This is a genomic window from Paenibacillus sp. DMB20, from assembly GCF_000987955.1.
Classification (GTDB): Bacteria; Bacillota; Bacilli; order Paenibacillales; family Paenibacillaceae; genus Paenibacillus_AQ.
This window is the reverse complement of the sequence record NZ_LAZU01000046.1, coordinates 22091-36050: the sequence shown is the minus strand read 5'-3', so window position 1 is coordinate 36050 and position 13960 is coordinate 22091. Positions and strand designations below refer to the sequence as shown.

Here is a 13960-nt window from a genome sequence, read left to right as displayed (position 1 = left end):
GGCTGAAGTAGGTCCCAAGGGTTGGGCTGTTCGCCCATTAAAGCGGTACGCGAGCTGGGTTCAGAACGTCGTGAGACAGTTCGGTCCCTATCTGTCGTGGGCGTAGGAAATTTGAGAGGAGCTGTCCTTAGTACGAGAGGACCGGGATGGACGTACCGCTGGTGCACCAGTTGTTCCGCCAGGAGCACGGCTGGGTAGCTAAGTACGGAAGGGATAAGCGCTGAAAGCATCTAAGCGTGAAGCCCCCCTCAAGATGAGATTTCCCAATTCGTAAGACCCCTTGAAGACGACGAGGTAGATAGGTTGGAGGTGGAAGTGCAGCAATGCATGGAGCTGACCAATACTAATCGGTCGAGGGCTTATCCTAAACATAACGCAAAACGTTTCGTATCTAGTTTTCAAGGTTCAACCTTGAATCGTTTGGTGGCGATAGCGGAAGGGTTCCACGCGTACCCATCCCGAACACGACCGTTAAGCCTTCCAGCGCCGATGGTACTTGGACCGAAGGGTCCCGGGAGAGTAGGACGTCGCCAAGCGAACAACCTGAAAAACCGTGATTGAAAATTCAATCACGGTTTTTTTGTATGTTTTCATAACTTTTGAGGCAATCCTATCGAGGGTACTACGAATAGAAAAAAAATTAAAATAATAGGTATTCAAACAAAAATATTAGTACCAAGTACTAATACTTGGTGGTATAATAAACAAAAACAATGGAGGTGCGCAAGGTGACACAATCCAAATCAAGAATTACGGCGATCGGGACGTATGTCCCTGCTAAAATACTATCCAATGCTGATCTTGAAAAGCTTGTCGATACCAGCGATGAGTGGATCGTGCAGCGAACCGGCATGCGCGAACGGCGGATCGCGGAGCCCGATCAGTTTGTATCTGATCTGGCAGTAGAGGCCGTAAACGATATGGTTCGACGTTACGGAGTCGAAGTGAAGGATGCGGATATGATCCTGGTTGCGACAAGCACACCGGATTACTCATTTCCAAGCACCGCTTCGCGGGTACAAGCAAAACTAGGGATACAAAGCACCGGCGCATTGGATCTAAATGCGGCTTGCGCGGGATTCACCTATGCGCTTCAATTGGCAGATGGCCTGATCACAAGCGGCATATATCGTAAAGTGATCGTGGTCGGAGCCGAAACTCTATCCAAAATTACGGATTACACCGATCGGACGACTTGCGTCCTGTTTGGGGACGGGGCGGGAGCCGTTCTTGTGGAACGGGACGATGAAAGCCCGGCTTTTATCGCTTCTATTTCCGGAACCTTTGGCGAAGGAGGGATTCACTTGTACAAGACTGCCCTGTCAGAGCGAATGGATGGACAGGAACTGAAAAGCGGCTGTCTTGTTCAAAACGGACGCGAAATCTATAAATGGGCGGTACGAAACATTCCGGAAGGCATGCGGGTTTTATTGGAGAGAGGAAACATGTCTGCGGAAGAAGTGGATTGGTTCGTCCCCCACAGCGCAAATCTGCGCATGATCGAGGCGATTTGCGAACGGGGCCCGGTCCCGATGGATCGAACGTTAACCAGCGTGGAATACAGGGGCAATACTTCGGCCGCTTCGATTCCGCTGGCCCTGCAGTTGGCCGTTGACGAGGGTCGTCTCCATGCAGGCCATCATGTGCTGCTTTACGGCTTTGGCGGGGGGATGACCTATGCGGGATCACTGCTGCGTTGGACGATATAAAATAACCCTGAAATTCCATCCAAGGTTTTCGGTCTGGGCATTAAAAAAAGTAACCGGGCGAATGACCCTTGAGACATTGGCAATCCCAACGATCGCTTCTCCCGGCACGTGTTGCGATGCTGCATGCGGGGTAGACCCGACGTCATAAAAACATTCTTTGAAAATAGAATGAAGTCTAAATAAAGCAGCTTATCTCTCAATGAGGGAATGGGCTGCTTTTTAATTTTGATTAAATTTATAAAAGTAAGTAAATACTATATTGACAGTACGTTAGTTTAGTACTAAACTGATATCAAACGGAGAAGAGGTGAGGCTGTGGCAAAAGATGTGTTGAACGAAACAAACTCAAGGCAGGAAGAACGATTAGGTCTGTTGATATGGTTCCGCATATCTCGAATATTTAACCGCAGCATTCGCGAAGCGAACCAGCATTTAAAGCGATGGAATCTGTCGGCTGCCCAGTTCGACGTTCTTGCGCAAATCGGGTCCCGGCAGGGACTGACCCAACAGGAGCTTGCCGATAAACTGTTTGTCACAAAGGGTAACATTGCGCAGCTGCTGTCCAAAATGGAAGAGCAAGGGTGGATTCGCCGGGAACAAAGCTCCAAAAACAAGTGCCTTTTCTTAACCGAAACCGGTCAGCAGCTCCACGATAACGTGGTGCCGAAACAGGAATTCTTTCAGTCGTCCCAGTTCGACGGATTGGACGAAGATGAAAAGAGACAGCTGCTGCTCTTATTGAAGAAAATACAGAAAAACCGATAAAAACATTCTTAGGAGGTTATGACATGGAATTTAAAGGGATTCACCACGTATCCGCCCTTACAGCGGCGGCACCTGAAAATTTTGCGTTTTACACAAAAGTATTGGGCTTGCGCCTGATCAAAAAAAACCGTCAATCAGGATGATATCTCGGTGTATCACTTGTTTTACGGCGATGAGAGAGGCAACCCGGGAACGGAACTTACCTTTTTCGAGATTCCAATGGCGGGACAGAACCGGGACGGAAATAACAGCATTTCCGCCACTTCCCTGCGGGTGCCGAATGACCGTGCACTGGAATACTGGAAACAGCGCTTCGACGAATATAAAGTGGAACATGAAGAGATCCGTGAACGGGCCGGACGCCTGACGTTAGGGTTTCGGGATTTTGAGGGGCAGCGGCTGATTCTTGTATCGGACGAAGACAACCGGGGCGTACCTTCGGGCAATCCTTGGAAAAAGAGTCCGGTACCGGCAGAGTACGCCATTACGGGACTCGGACCGGTCCGGTTAACGGTACCGGATGCAGAGCCGACAAGCGTTGTCTTGACGGAACTTATGGGATTCCGCCGCAAAGGTCAATATCCGTCTGAGGTGGAAGGACAGCTGGACATTATCGTCTATGAAACGGGAGAGGGCGGAACCGGCGCCGAGGTTCACGTGGAGGAACGGAACGATCTCCCGCATGAACGCTTGGGACGCGGCGGCGTGCACCATGTGGCGTTCCGGGTGGAGGATGAGGAGGAGTTAAGAGCATGGATTAACCGGATTAATTCCGTGAAATTGCCCAACTCCGGTTTCGTTGACCGCTTTTACTTCAGATCCCTCTACTTCAGGGAACCAAACGGCATACTTTTCGAGCTTGCGACGGATGGCCCCGGATTTGCAACGGATGAACATTTGGATCATCTCGGAGAATCTCTTGCTCTTCCGCCGTTTCTCGAACCGAAGCGCGAGCAGATCGAAAGCATGCTGAAGCCGCTCGATACGATTCAATAACCGCATCAAAGAGAAAAGGCATCCCCAAGGTCGGTTGACCCCAAAGGATGCCTTTTTGGTGTAATGGAGAAGCAATCGCCGAAAAGGACCTCCGATCGATGATGACGATGTTGTCCGCACCGTGGTCGTGAAGGAGTCCGGGCCAAGCCTGTTGGCCCCTTTCGGTTAAACCTCATCACATCTCATGTACATCTCATTACATTAAGAGCGGCCTTTTCTCATCGAACCCATAATCAGGCTGACGATAAAGACCAACACTACGGCACCAATCAGGGCCGGAATGATGAAGAAGTCGCCAATTTCCGGACCCCATTCCCCAAGCAGCAGACCGCCGAGCCATGCGCCGACAAAACCGGCAATGATGTTACCGATAATTCCTCCCGGAATATCTCGTCCCATAATCAAGCCCGCGATCCAACCGATAATGCCGCCAACAATCAATGACCAAAGAAAACCCATGCTTATCACCTCATAAAATGATTTATTTGTTTGTGCTTTACTATTAACCAAAGAAGCGAGTTTTAAACAGAGGACGCTTTTTATGGCCTGTGTATAAATTTATCCAGCCCGTCGGAGAATACGTTTTAAAACAGGAGAACTGTGCGAAGAAAAGGATTACATTTCAATTCACGAAAATGACTTTCGTGTTATATATTAATACTGAAATTAATTTTCCGATGAAAAGAGGAGCACAATCATGAATAACTTCTTTGAGAAAGCACAACGATTTGGCAAATCGTTTATGCTTCCCATAGCGGTTCTTCCGGCTGCAGGACTTCTTCTCGGTATCGGCGGAGCGCTATCCAATCCGAACACGGTCCGCACGTACCCGTTTTTGGATGTGCCTTGGCTGCAAAATGTGTTTACTATCATGAGCAGCGCAGGCAGTATCGTATTCGCCAATCTGGCATTGTTGTTTGCCATCGGCGTGGCCGTCGGGTTGGCACGGTCGGATAAAGGAACGGCGGGCCTTTCTGCCGGGCTCTCGTATCTGGTCATGAATGCGACCATCAATGCCATGCTGGTCATTACGGGAAACCTCGCGGCAGACAATTTTGCATCCGTCGGCCAAGGCATGATCCTTGGCATACAGACGCTTGAAACCGGTGTATTCGGCGGCGTTATCATCGGTCTGGTTACGGCGATACTTCACAACAGGTATAATAAAATTCAACTGCCGCAGTTTTTGGGCTTTTTCGGAGGCTCGCGCTTTATTCCGATCGTAACTTCTTTTGCGGCCATTCTGGTCGGTGTCGCGATGTATTTCATCTGGCCTTTGATTCAATCGGTTATCTTCAAGGCCGGCGGGCTGGTTGAAGCCACGGGTTATGTAGGCACACTGTTTTACGGATTCATCCTTCGTTTGCTGGGGCCTTTGGGACTGCATCATATTTTCTACATGCCTTTCTGGACGACAGGGCTTGGCGGTTCCATGGAAGTAGGCGGACAACTGGTTGAAGGGACGCAAAAAATCTTCTTCGCCCAACTTGCGGACCCGACGACGCAGAAGTTTTTCATCGGGACTTCGCGTTTTTATGTCCGGCCGCTTTATCACCATGATGTTCGGTTTGCTGGGGGCCGCATTGGCGATTTACCACACGGCTAAACCGGAGAACAAAAAGAAAGTCTTCGGTCTGATGCTGTCCGCCGCGCTTACTTCGTTTTTGACGGGCATCACGGAGCCGTTGGAATTTTCGTTCCTGTTTATTGCGCCGTTCCTGTATGTGATCCACGCGATATTCGACGGCTTTGCCTTCATGCTGGCGCACATATTCGAAATTACCATCGGCCAGACCTTCTCCGGAGGACTGATAGACTTTATTCTCTTCGGCATACTCCAAGGCCAAGCCAAAACGAACTGGATGATGGTTCCGCTCATCGGTGCGGCATGGTTCTGCCTATACTACTTTACGTTCCGTTTCCTGATCGTTAAATTCGACTTGAAAACGCCGGGACGCGAGGTTGAAGCTGCGGCCGTAAGTGGAGAACGGGAAGGCGGGGCTTCCCCGGCCGAATCCGCGGGCGACGCCAGAGCGGCAGCCATTCTGCAGGGACTGGGCGGGCAGGAAAACATTAAAGATTTGGACTGCTGCGCGACGCGTCTTCGCGTATCCGTCTTTAAAGTGGACGGAGTCCAGGAGGAGAAGCTGAAGCAGACGGGAGCCAAAGCGGTCATCGTAAAAGGCAACGGGGTCCAGATCATTTACGGGCCGCAAGTCACGATTATCAAGAACGAAATCGAAGAATATATGGGAGAGTCATAAGATGAGCAATAGCAAATTGGATCAGCTCGGTTTTAAAAACAAATTGATCGTTTCGTGTCAAGCGCTTGATCATGAACCGCTGCACAGCTCTTTTATCATGGGAAGAATGGCTTTGGCAGCCTTTCAGGGCGGAGCAGCCGGGATTCGCGCCAATACGGCGGAGGATATCCGGGAGATCAAGACCCGGGTCAAGCTTCCGGTAATCGGCATCGTAAAAAGGGATTATCCGGACGCTGAGGTTTACATCACGCCCACAATGAAGGAAATCGACGAGCTTGCGGGTGAGAACGTGGAGATCATTGCGCTGGATGCGACGTTCGACCGGCGGCCGGGCGGGCTTACGCTGAAAGAGCTGGTGGAGCAAATCAAGGAAAAGTATCCCGACCAGCTGCTGATGGCCGACGTATCGACGGTGGAGGAGGCGGTGGCGGCGGATCAGTTGGGATTTGACCTTGTTTCATCGACACTGGTCGCTATACGCCGTCCAGCAAAGGGCAAAAGGTTTACGATAACGATTTTGAGATACTCAAAAATATCGTGAAATCGGTCAGCGCCCCCGTGATCGCGGAAGGAAATATCATGACGCCGGAGATGGCAAAGCGCTGCATTGAGGTCGGTGCATACAGCGTTGTTGTCGGGGGAGCCATTACCCGGCCGCAGCAAATTACCGAGAGATTCGTGAATCATATGAGTTCTTAAAATACAAACAAAGAAACGCTCCTTCGTATTGAAGGGGCGTTTTCTGGTTTTCAGCTTATTGAGGCATAGGGAATCCCGCTAGCAGCCATCATTCCGGAGATTTTTTGTTCGCCTTGTCGAATTTAGCGGTATCATATAAAGCATGAAGGGTGTTTTCCCGGTTCTTTTGCAGCTTGGGGTCGCCGAGAAGCAGCATGGAGATGACGTCCAGCACATATATGATCGCCAGCTGGCTGTTGATAAAGTGCTGGTCTCCCGTTCTGTACATGCTCGGGGTAAACAGCGAAATGTCGGAAATATCGGTGAGCGGCGTATGATTGTAGTTGGTAATGCTGACGGTCGTGGCCCCGTTTCGTTTCCCGACGTTCATCGCTTGAATGACTTCTTCCGTGCGGCCGGAGTTCGACAGGCCGATCACCAGATCATTCTCCTGCAGGAGGGAGGCGCTCATGATCATCATATGGGAATCGGTCATCGCGTCAATGGTGATATTCATGCGCATCAAACGGTATTTAAATTCCAGAGCCGATAAACCGGAACTCCCCAATCCGTATACTTGCACGCGCTTGGCCTTTTTGATCAGGTTAACGACGGTTTCGATGTTTTCCTGCTGAATCATGTCCGCGGTGGAGTTTACGATATCGTTGTACAAATTCCGTACTTTCGAAAAACAGTTATCTTCATCCACGGGTTTCTCGAACTCCCGGCTCAGCCTGATTTTGAAGTCGACAAAGCTTTCGCAATTGATTTTTCGGCAGAAGCGGGTGATCGTCGATGTTGAGGAATGGGTGTGCTCGGCAAGCTCCCGGATATTAATATTATGAATCGTGTTCTTGTATTGAACGATATAGTCCGCAATTTCCTTCTCTTTCTGGGAAAGGTTGCGGTACTGGAGCTGGAGCTCGTCCATGATGCTGGGCTGCATTGTTTCTTCACCTTCCAGGCAGCAAATTTGTTATATTTCAATTATAGCGTTTATTGCTGCGTAGGGAAAACGGCTCGGAAGCGAAGGCCTTTTTCGGCGATTTGATTTTCGCGAAGCCGATTATTTTGATTAAAATATAGAGGTATGACCAAAGGAGATGAGTAGAAATGACTGTACGCTGGACCGAGGAAATCATCATTCAATCGGACGATGTCGATTTTCGCTCCGAATGCAGGTGGTCCGCCATGCTGGGTTTCATGCAGAGAGCCGCGGACACGCATATCGAGAAGCTTGGCGTAAGCCGCGATCAAATGCTGGAACAGGGATTAGGCTGGATGCTGATCACCATGGACATGGAGATGGCAAACATCCCCCAATATGCGGATGAGATACATATATCGACCTGGAGCAGGGGGGCCAAGGGGGCGCTATGGAACCGAGACTACCGTTTTACGGACAGGACCGGCAAAGAGTTCGGCAGCGCACGCTCCGTATGGGCTTTGGTGGATATCCATAAACGCAGAATTTTAAGGCCCTCCGCTTTTCCTTATGAAGTGCCGGTACATATGGAATCGGCGGGGAGTCCGCCGGACAAGGCGATTATACCGGAAGGCACCGCGTTAAAGGAAACATACGCCCATACGGTCCGCTACAGCGGAATCGACAGCAACGGGCATTTGAACAATGCGCGTTACGCCGATCTTTGCTTCGATGTCCTGGAGGAAAACGAGCTGACCAAAGGGCGGGCTGCCGGCTTTAAGATTACGTATCATCGCGAGGCGAGAATGGGGGATGAGATCAGGCTCCGACGCTCATCCGGAGAGGGCGATACGGTATACGTACAGGGGGTCTCATCGGAAGGGACAAACTTTTTTTGAAGCGGCCGTCGTTATGACATCATAAAGAGGTTGAGCATGCGCTAGGAGCAAGGCTGCTTCTCGGAAGAGGGGAGACAGCCGGACGTTCTATGGAAGGAGTTCATGCATGTACAAAATCATGATCGTCGAGGATGACCCCAAGCTGGCAGGTCTGCTTGAATCGCATATCGTCAGGTATGGGAATGAGTGCGTAAAGGTTCAGGAGTTTGAGCACGTGCTCGATCGGTTCAAGGAAATACGGCCCCACGTCGTATTGTTGGATGTCAATCTTCCCAGCTTCGACGGCTATTACTGGTGCCGGCAGATCCGTTCCGTATCGACATGCCCGATTATTTTCATATCTGCCCGCAACGGTACGATGGATCAGTTAAGGGCGCTTGAAAACGGGGCGGACGACTATATAACGAAGCCGTTCCATTACGATATCGTCATTGCCAAAATCCACAGCCAGCTTCGGCGGGTGTACGGGGATTACGCTGCGGTATCCGGGGAACGGACCGTCGATAAAGAAGGGCTTGTCCTGTACCCCGAACGGATGGAGCTCCGATTGGAAGACAAAACCGCAACTTTAACGAAGAAGGAAACGATACTTCTGGAGACCCTCCTGAGCCGCTCCCCTCGCCTCGTCAGCAGGGAGACCATCCTGGAAAAACTGTGGGACGATAGCTTCGTGGACGACAATACGCTTAGCGTCAATATAACCCGCGTGCGAAAAAGGCTGGCGGAGCTCGGCATTGAGGATGCGCTCGAAACGGTGCGCGGCTCGGGTTACCGGTTGAACGCCGTCTGGAAGCAGCCGAAATGAAAAAGCTGTTTTGGCGCGAACATCTGCCGCTGATTGTTTTTTCCTCTATTCAACTGCTGGTCGTCCTGCTCGTATTCTGGTACGACGGCTATGATCATCCGGTGACGGCTGCCTATGCCGTGTTCCTGGGGCTTTCCATCCTGGGGGGATACCTGGCTTTCCGGTATTTCACCCACCGCGAGTTTTACGAAAGGTTGTCGCAGCCGATACGATCGCTGGAGGATTCGATCAGGCATAACGAATCAGCCCCGCTTCCATCGGCATTGAGCGAGCTGATGGAAGAGCAGTATCGCCAATACCGGAGCGTCATGCAGGAGTGGGAACGGCACCGGAAAGAGCATATGACCTTTATGAACCAATGGGTGCATCAAATGAAAACACCGCTGTCCGTCATAGAAATGATTACGCAGGAGGACGACAACGACGCCAACCGAAGCATTTCGGAGGAATCGGACCGGATCCGCCGGGGGCTCGAGATGGTTCTGTACATGTCCCGGCTCGACACCTTTGAGCAGGACTTCAACGTTGAGCCGGTAGAGCTGCATCAGGCTTCCGTGGACGCGATCCATGAGAACAAGCGCTATTTCATCCACAGCCGCGTTTATCCGGAGGTGCTGATCCAACCGGGCCTTACCGTTCAGAGCGATGCGAAATGGCTCCGATTCATTCTGCTTCAGCTGCTGTCCAACGCCATAAAGTATTCCGCCGGAAGCGGGAATAAGGTTACGGTAGAGGCGTTTAAGACCGAAGACGGGCGGAGGGTCATGCTGGAAGTGCGCGACAGGGGGATCGGCATTCCAAAATCGGATATGACGCGGGTGTTCGAGCCTTTCTATACCGGCGAAAACGGGAGAAAGCTGAAGGAGTCCACCGGAATGGGGCTTTATCTCGTCAGGGAGGCCGCCCGCAAGCTGAATCACGACATCGAACTGGAGTCCGAGCCCGGCAAGGGAACGATCGTCCGTTTGATTTTTTCGGTGTAGAGGCGATCATTGGCATACATGAGGAACCTTATCCCGCAGGAATGGAAGACTCTCCATCCGGCTTTGGGATAAGGTTTTTTTTCGCATTCATGTCTTTGAACGGGAGGCTTGGAAAACAGTTATGCTGAAACTTACATCGATGTAAGGTAGATGAAAGACAGATCGATAGGAGAAAAAGGGGGCATCCTCTACACTGATATTAGAGAAAGCCATGAAAGCGAGGTAAACGTGATGCAAGAAATTTTATCGGTGCGAAACCTGGGAAAGGTTTATAAAGCGGCCGTATCCCATGAAGCGCTGTCCAATATCAATCTCACGATCAACGAAGGGGAATTCGTCGGCATTATGGGCCCTTCGGGCAGCGGCAAAACAACCCTGCTCAACATGATCTCCACGATCGACCGTCCGACATCCGGAGAAATCCGGATCGGGGGAGAGGATCCGTTCCGCCTCTCGCATAATGACCTGGCCATGTTCCGGCGCCGTGAGCTCGGTTTTGTGTTTCAATCCTTTAACCTGCTGAATACTTTGACGGTCAAGGAGAATATCGTTCTTCCGCTGGCGCTCGACGGCGTAAAGCTGGAAGAAATGAACCGGCGCGTGGGGATTCTGGCCGAAAAGCTCGGCATTACGTCCATTTTGAACAAGAGAACGTACGAAATATCCGGAGGGCAGGCTCAGCGGACGGCGGTAGCCCGGGCGCTCATTCATGTGCCGAAGCTGGTATTGGCGGATGAACCGACAGGGAATCTCGATTCCAAATCGGCTCGGGACGTGATGGAGATGATGGACCGGCGGAATAAGGAGGACGGAGCGACGATGCTGCTCGTCACTCACGATCCGGTGGCGGCGAGCTATTGCAACCGCGTTATTTTCATCAAGGACGGACAGCTGTACAACGAAATTACTTTCGGCGACAACCGTGCTGCCTTCTACCAAAAAATTATCAACGTGCTGTCGCTGTTGGGAGGGACGGGTCATGAATTTTCGCCAGTTCGCCATTAACAACGTCCTTCGCAGCAAACGAACGTATATCGCGCATTTCCTGAGCAGTGCCTTCTCGGTCATGATTTTCTTTACTTACGCGCTGCTTGCGTTTCATCCCAATCTGGAGAACGGCATCGTATCGTCCAGCGGGACCATGAGCATGCTCGGAACGATGGGCATGACCGTATCCCAATATGTCGTATATGTATTTACGTTCTTCTTCCTGCTGTATTCGGTGGGGGCATTTATCAAAGTTCGCAAAAAGGAGTTCGGCATTCTGCTGATCCTGGGCATGTCCCGCAGCCAGCTGAACCGGATGCTGTTTATCGAGAATATTTTGATCGGCGCGGCTGCCATAATGTCGGGCATCGGCACGGGATTGCTGTTCTCGAAACTGATTCTGCTGATCAGCGCGAAGCTGCTAGCCGTGGAAAACGGCCTGCCCTTCTACTTTCCGTTGAAAGCTCTGGGCTTGACGGCTGGGGCCTATGCGGTGCTGTTCGTCCTGATTGCCCTGTTCTCTTCGATGATGCTTCGAAAGGGCACCCTGCTGGCGCTGGTCAAGGCGGAAGAAAGCCCCAAACCGCAGCCGAAGGCCTCGCCGTGGCTCGCCCTTTTGGCCATTTTGCTGATCGGGGCCGGGTACGGCATGGTCATGACTTTTGCCATCCTGCAGCTATTCTCCTTTCCGCTCCTGTTCGGAGGCGTCATTCTGGTCATCATCGGCACGTACTTCCTATTCACCCAGTTCAGCGTCTTCCTAATGCGCCGTCTGCAGAAGAAACAGAAGTTCTTTTTCCGCAAAACCAATCTGCTGACGATTTCGGAGCTGGTATACCGGATCCGGGACAATGCGGTCATGTTTTTCCTGGTTTCCGTGATTTCGGCATCCGCCTTTACGGGGATCGGGACGACGCTGGCGATCGGGGACCCGGGCTTGTCCGCGATGGAAAATCCTTATGCGTACACGTATTCCTTATATGATAAAAATCCAGAGCAGAATGCGCGGAATGCGCAAATCATCAGGGAAGAGCTGAAGAAAGCCGGCTTCGAATTCAGGGAAGGGGCTGTGAGGCCCGTTTATACGGAAAACGGCCAAATTGTCGTGAGTCTTCGCGAATATAACAGCCTGATTCAGGCGCTTGGCCATCCGGCGGCGAAGCTCGGAAAAATGGAGGCGATCGCGAGTCCGGGAACGGTAACGGAGAAGAACAGCAACCGATTGAATGGAACGCTGGAGGAGAAAGAGGAGATTGTCCACTTTAACGTGAACGAGACGGTTACCGTCGTGAAAGCGGAGACGTTCATTGCGATGCCGGTGGCTTACGGAACGGCGCTGGTGGTATCCGACGCCCTTTATGACGAACTGCTCAAGGCCGAGCGAACCGACAACTATACGCCGACCTACCATGCCTTCTATGTGCCGGACTGGAAAAATTCAGGCGACGTCTCTCGCCAAATCTCGGCCGCCTTCGAACAATCCAACACGGAGCAAGGCTATTATTTACAGATTTTATATTTCGACTGGAAAAGCGCAACGCAGCAGAACGGCATCCTGCTTATGGTCAGCGGCCTGATCGGGATCGTCTTCTTTACCTTCGCGGCCAGCTTCATCTACTTCCGGCTTTATGCGGACCTGTCCAGGGACGAGCAGCAGTACCGGATGATATCGAAGGTCGGATTAAGCAAACCGGAGCTCCGGAAAATCGTAACAAGGCAGTTGACCATCATGTTCTTCCTGCCGATGGCGATCGCGGTGATCCACAGCGGGGTTTCGTTCGTGGCGCTGCAGCAGCTCGTGGATTTCTCGGTTGTGGGGCATACGGTGAAAATCTTCATCTTTTTCCTGAGCGTGCAGATCATCTATTTCTTCATCACGCGCTGGCGTTACCTGAACCGATTGTATAAAACGATTCAATAAAGTCTTCAGGAAAAAAAAACGTCCTTCATCAATTGAATCTTGCCCAATACGGGTATGTTATTACAAGTACGTTCAATGAATGGAGGGATGCTGTTATGAACGAACACAGCATGTTAAAAACCGGTGCCGTGGAGACGGAGGAAGTAACGGGGGATATTCTTTCCTTACGGACGATGATCGTTAACGTTCAACTCGTCGGCACGCCCGGTTCAGGGGATTGGGTGCTGGTGGATACGGGCATCGCAAACTTCACGGATTCGATTGCGGAGACTGCGGAACAGAGATTCGGCCGTCCACCGGTGTGCATCGTGCTCACCCACGGCCACTTTGACCATGTCGGCAATGTAAGGGAGCTGTCGGACCGTTGGAACGTCCCGGTTTATGCGCATCCGCTGGAGCTGCCGTACTTAACCGGGCAGGCCGATTATCCGGCGGGAGACCCCAGCGTCGGGGGCGGACTGATGGCCCGCGTCGCCCCGATGTATCCCCATAAAGGGATCGATCTTGGGCTGAGGGTTCAGCCTTTGCCGGAAGACGGCACGGTTCCGGGCCTGCCGGAATGGCGGTGGATCCCTACGCCGGGCCACAGCCCGGGCCATGTATCGTTGTTCCGCGTCCGGGACGGAGCGCTGATCGCAGGCGATGCCATTATCACCGTGAAGCAGGAGTCTGCCTTGGCCGTCATCGGCCAGGAGAAGGAGCTTCACGGCCCGCCGATGTATTTTACCCCGGATTGGGATGCCGCTCGGGAATCGGTTCTGCGCCTGGCTGCCCTTAGTCCGCACATCGCCGTTACCGGACACGGGGTGTCCATGTCGGGAGATGAGCTGATCGATTCGCTGCAGAGGCTGGCCCGGGATTTCAACCGTCTGGCTGTACCGGAACAGGGCCGGTATGTGGATCCGGAGGATAAGCCCTGAGAACGCGGGGATAAACCAAGATACGGCAGAACGGATAGCTGCCTAGGCAGGATTCACAGGATGAATTGTTTATGGCCTGTTACAGGTTAGGCTGCCGATGTGCCGATC

The 13960-nt window shown here is 51.9% G+C and carries 10 protein-coding genes, 2 rRNA genes and 3 pseudogenes; 13 read left to right on the top strand and 2 right to left on the bottom strand.

Annotated elements, in window-relative coordinates; genetic code table 11:
• The 5 genes and pseudogenes from XI25_RS26205 to XI25_RS26185 form a co-directional block, all read left to right on the top strand.
• A 23S ribosomal RNA gene (locus XI25_RS26205) occupies window positions 1–367 on the top strand; the annotation flags it as partial.
• Window positions 368–419: 52 nt separating this feature from the next.
• Window positions 420–536, top strand: a 5S ribosomal RNA gene (rrf, locus tag XI25_RS26200).
• Window positions 537–728: 192 nt separating this feature from the next.
• Window positions 729–1709, top strand: a complete 981-nt coding sequence (locus XI25_RS26195; RefSeq protein ID WP_327204862.1) for a ketoacyl-ACP synthase III — start codon at window positions 729–731, stop codon at window positions 1707–1709.
• Between the two features lie 315 nt (window positions 1710–2024).
• Window positions 2025–2474, top strand: a complete 450-nt coding sequence (locus tag XI25_RS26190; protein WP_046680926.1) for a MarR family winged helix-turn-helix transcriptional regulator — start codon at window positions 2025–2027, stop codon at window positions 2472–2474.
• Window positions 2475–2497: 23 nt separating this feature from the next.
• A pseudogene (locus XI25_RS26185) lies at window positions 2498–3470 on the top strand (ring-cleaving dioxygenase).
• A gap of 201 nt (window positions 3471–3671) precedes the next feature.
• Here the strand turns inward: XI25_RS26185 and XI25_RS26180 are convergent.
• Window positions 3672–3929: a GlsB/YeaQ/YmgE family stress response membrane protein gene (locus XI25_RS26180; protein WP_046680925.1), complete on the bottom strand. Its 258-nt coding sequence runs from the start codon at window positions 3927–3929 to the stop codon at window positions 3672–3674.
• Window positions 3930–4167: 238 nt separating this feature from the next.
• On the opposite strand from XI25_RS26180, the pseudogene XI25_RS26175 reads away from it, so the two are divergent.
• Both XI25_RS26175 and XI25_RS26170 read left to right on the top strand, forming a co-directional pair.
• A pseudogene (locus XI25_RS26175) lies at window positions 4168–5734 on the top strand (PTS transporter subunit EIIC).
• A 1-nt stretch (window position 5735) separates the two neighbouring features.
• Window positions 5736–6433, top strand: a pseudogene (locus tag XI25_RS26170) (N-acetylmannosamine-6-phosphate 2-epimerase).
• A gap of 88 nt (window positions 6434–6521) precedes the next feature.
• Here the strand turns inward: XI25_RS26170 and XI25_RS26165 are convergent.
• A complete protein-coding gene (locus XI25_RS26165; protein ID WP_046680924.1) occupies window positions 6522–7358 on the bottom strand; it encodes a MurR/RpiR family transcriptional regulator in 837 nt (278 codons plus the stop codon).
• A 167-nt stretch (window positions 7359–7525) separates the two neighbouring features.
• Here XI25_RS26165 and XI25_RS26160 point away from each other — a divergent pair, with 167 nt between their 5' ends.
• The 6 genes from XI25_RS26160 (at window position 7526) to XI25_RS26135 (ending at window position 13852) form a co-directional block, all read left to right on the top strand.
• Window positions 7526–8236, top strand: a complete 711-nt coding sequence (locus XI25_RS26160) for an acyl-[acyl-carrier-protein] thioesterase (RefSeq protein WP_046680923.1) — start codon at window positions 7526–7528, stop codon at window positions 8234–8236.
• 106 nt (window positions 8237–8342) lie between these two features.
• Entirely contained in the window at window positions 8343–9041 is a 699-nt protein-coding gene (locus tag XI25_RS26155; protein WP_046680922.1) for a response regulator transcription factor, read from the top strand.
• Window positions 9038–10024 (top strand): sensor histidine kinase, encoded by a 987-nt coding sequence (locus XI25_RS26150; protein WP_046680921.1) that lies wholly within the window; start codon window positions 9038–9040, stop codon window positions 10022–10024. Before XI25_RS26155 ends, XI25_RS26150 begins: the two co-directional genes overlap by 4 nt.
• A 231-nt stretch (window positions 10025–10255) precedes the next feature.
• A complete protein-coding gene (locus tag XI25_RS26145; RefSeq protein ID WP_046680928.1) occupies window positions 10256–11029 on the top strand; it encodes an ABC transporter ATP-binding protein in 774 nt (257 codons plus the stop codon).
• Window positions 11004–12932: an FtsX-like permease family protein gene (locus XI25_RS26140; RefSeq protein ID WP_046680920.1), complete on the top strand. Its 1929-nt coding sequence runs from the start codon at window positions 11004–11006 to the stop codon at window positions 12930–12932. The genes XI25_RS26145 and XI25_RS26140 overlap by 26 nt, the downstream gene beginning before the upstream one ends.
• 95 nt (window positions 12933–13027) lie before the next feature.
• Window positions 13028–13852: an MBL fold metallo-hydrolase gene (locus XI25_RS26135; protein ID WP_046680919.1), complete on the top strand. Its 825-nt coding sequence runs from the start codon at window positions 13028–13030 to the stop codon at window positions 13850–13852.
• Window positions 13853–13960: the final 108 nt, after the last annotated feature.

Coding starts and splice junctions, on each gene's coding strand:
- XI25_RS26180 (WP_046680925.1), bottom strand. CDS start 3,929: ATGGGTTTTCTTTGGTCATTGATTGTTGGCGGCATTATCGGTTGGATC.
- XI25_RS26165 (WP_046680924.1), bottom strand. CDS start 7,358: ATGCAGCCCAGCATCATGGACGAGCTCCAGCTCCAGTACCGCAACCTT.
- XI25_RS26160 (WP_046680923.1), top strand. CDS start 7,526: ATGACTGTACGCTGGACCGAGGAAATCATCATTCAATCGGACGATGTC.
- XI25_RS26155 (WP_046680922.1), top strand. CDS start 8,343: ATGTACAAAATCATGATCGTCGAGGATGACCCCAAGCTGGCAGGTCTG.
- XI25_RS26150 (WP_046680921.1), top strand. CDS start 9,038: ATGAAAAAGCTGTTTTGGCGCGAACATCTGCCGCTGATTGTTTTTTCC.
- XI25_RS26145 (WP_046680928.1), top strand. CDS start 10,256: ATGCAAGAAATTTTATCGGTGCGAAACCTGGGAAAGGTTTATAAAGCG.
- XI25_RS26140 (WP_046680920.1), top strand. CDS start 11,004: ATGAATTTTCGCCAGTTCGCCATTAACAACGTCCTTCGCAGCAAACGA.
- XI25_RS26135 (WP_046680919.1), top strand. CDS start 13,028: ATGAACGAACACAGCATGTTAAAAACCGGTGCCGTGGAGACGGAGGAA.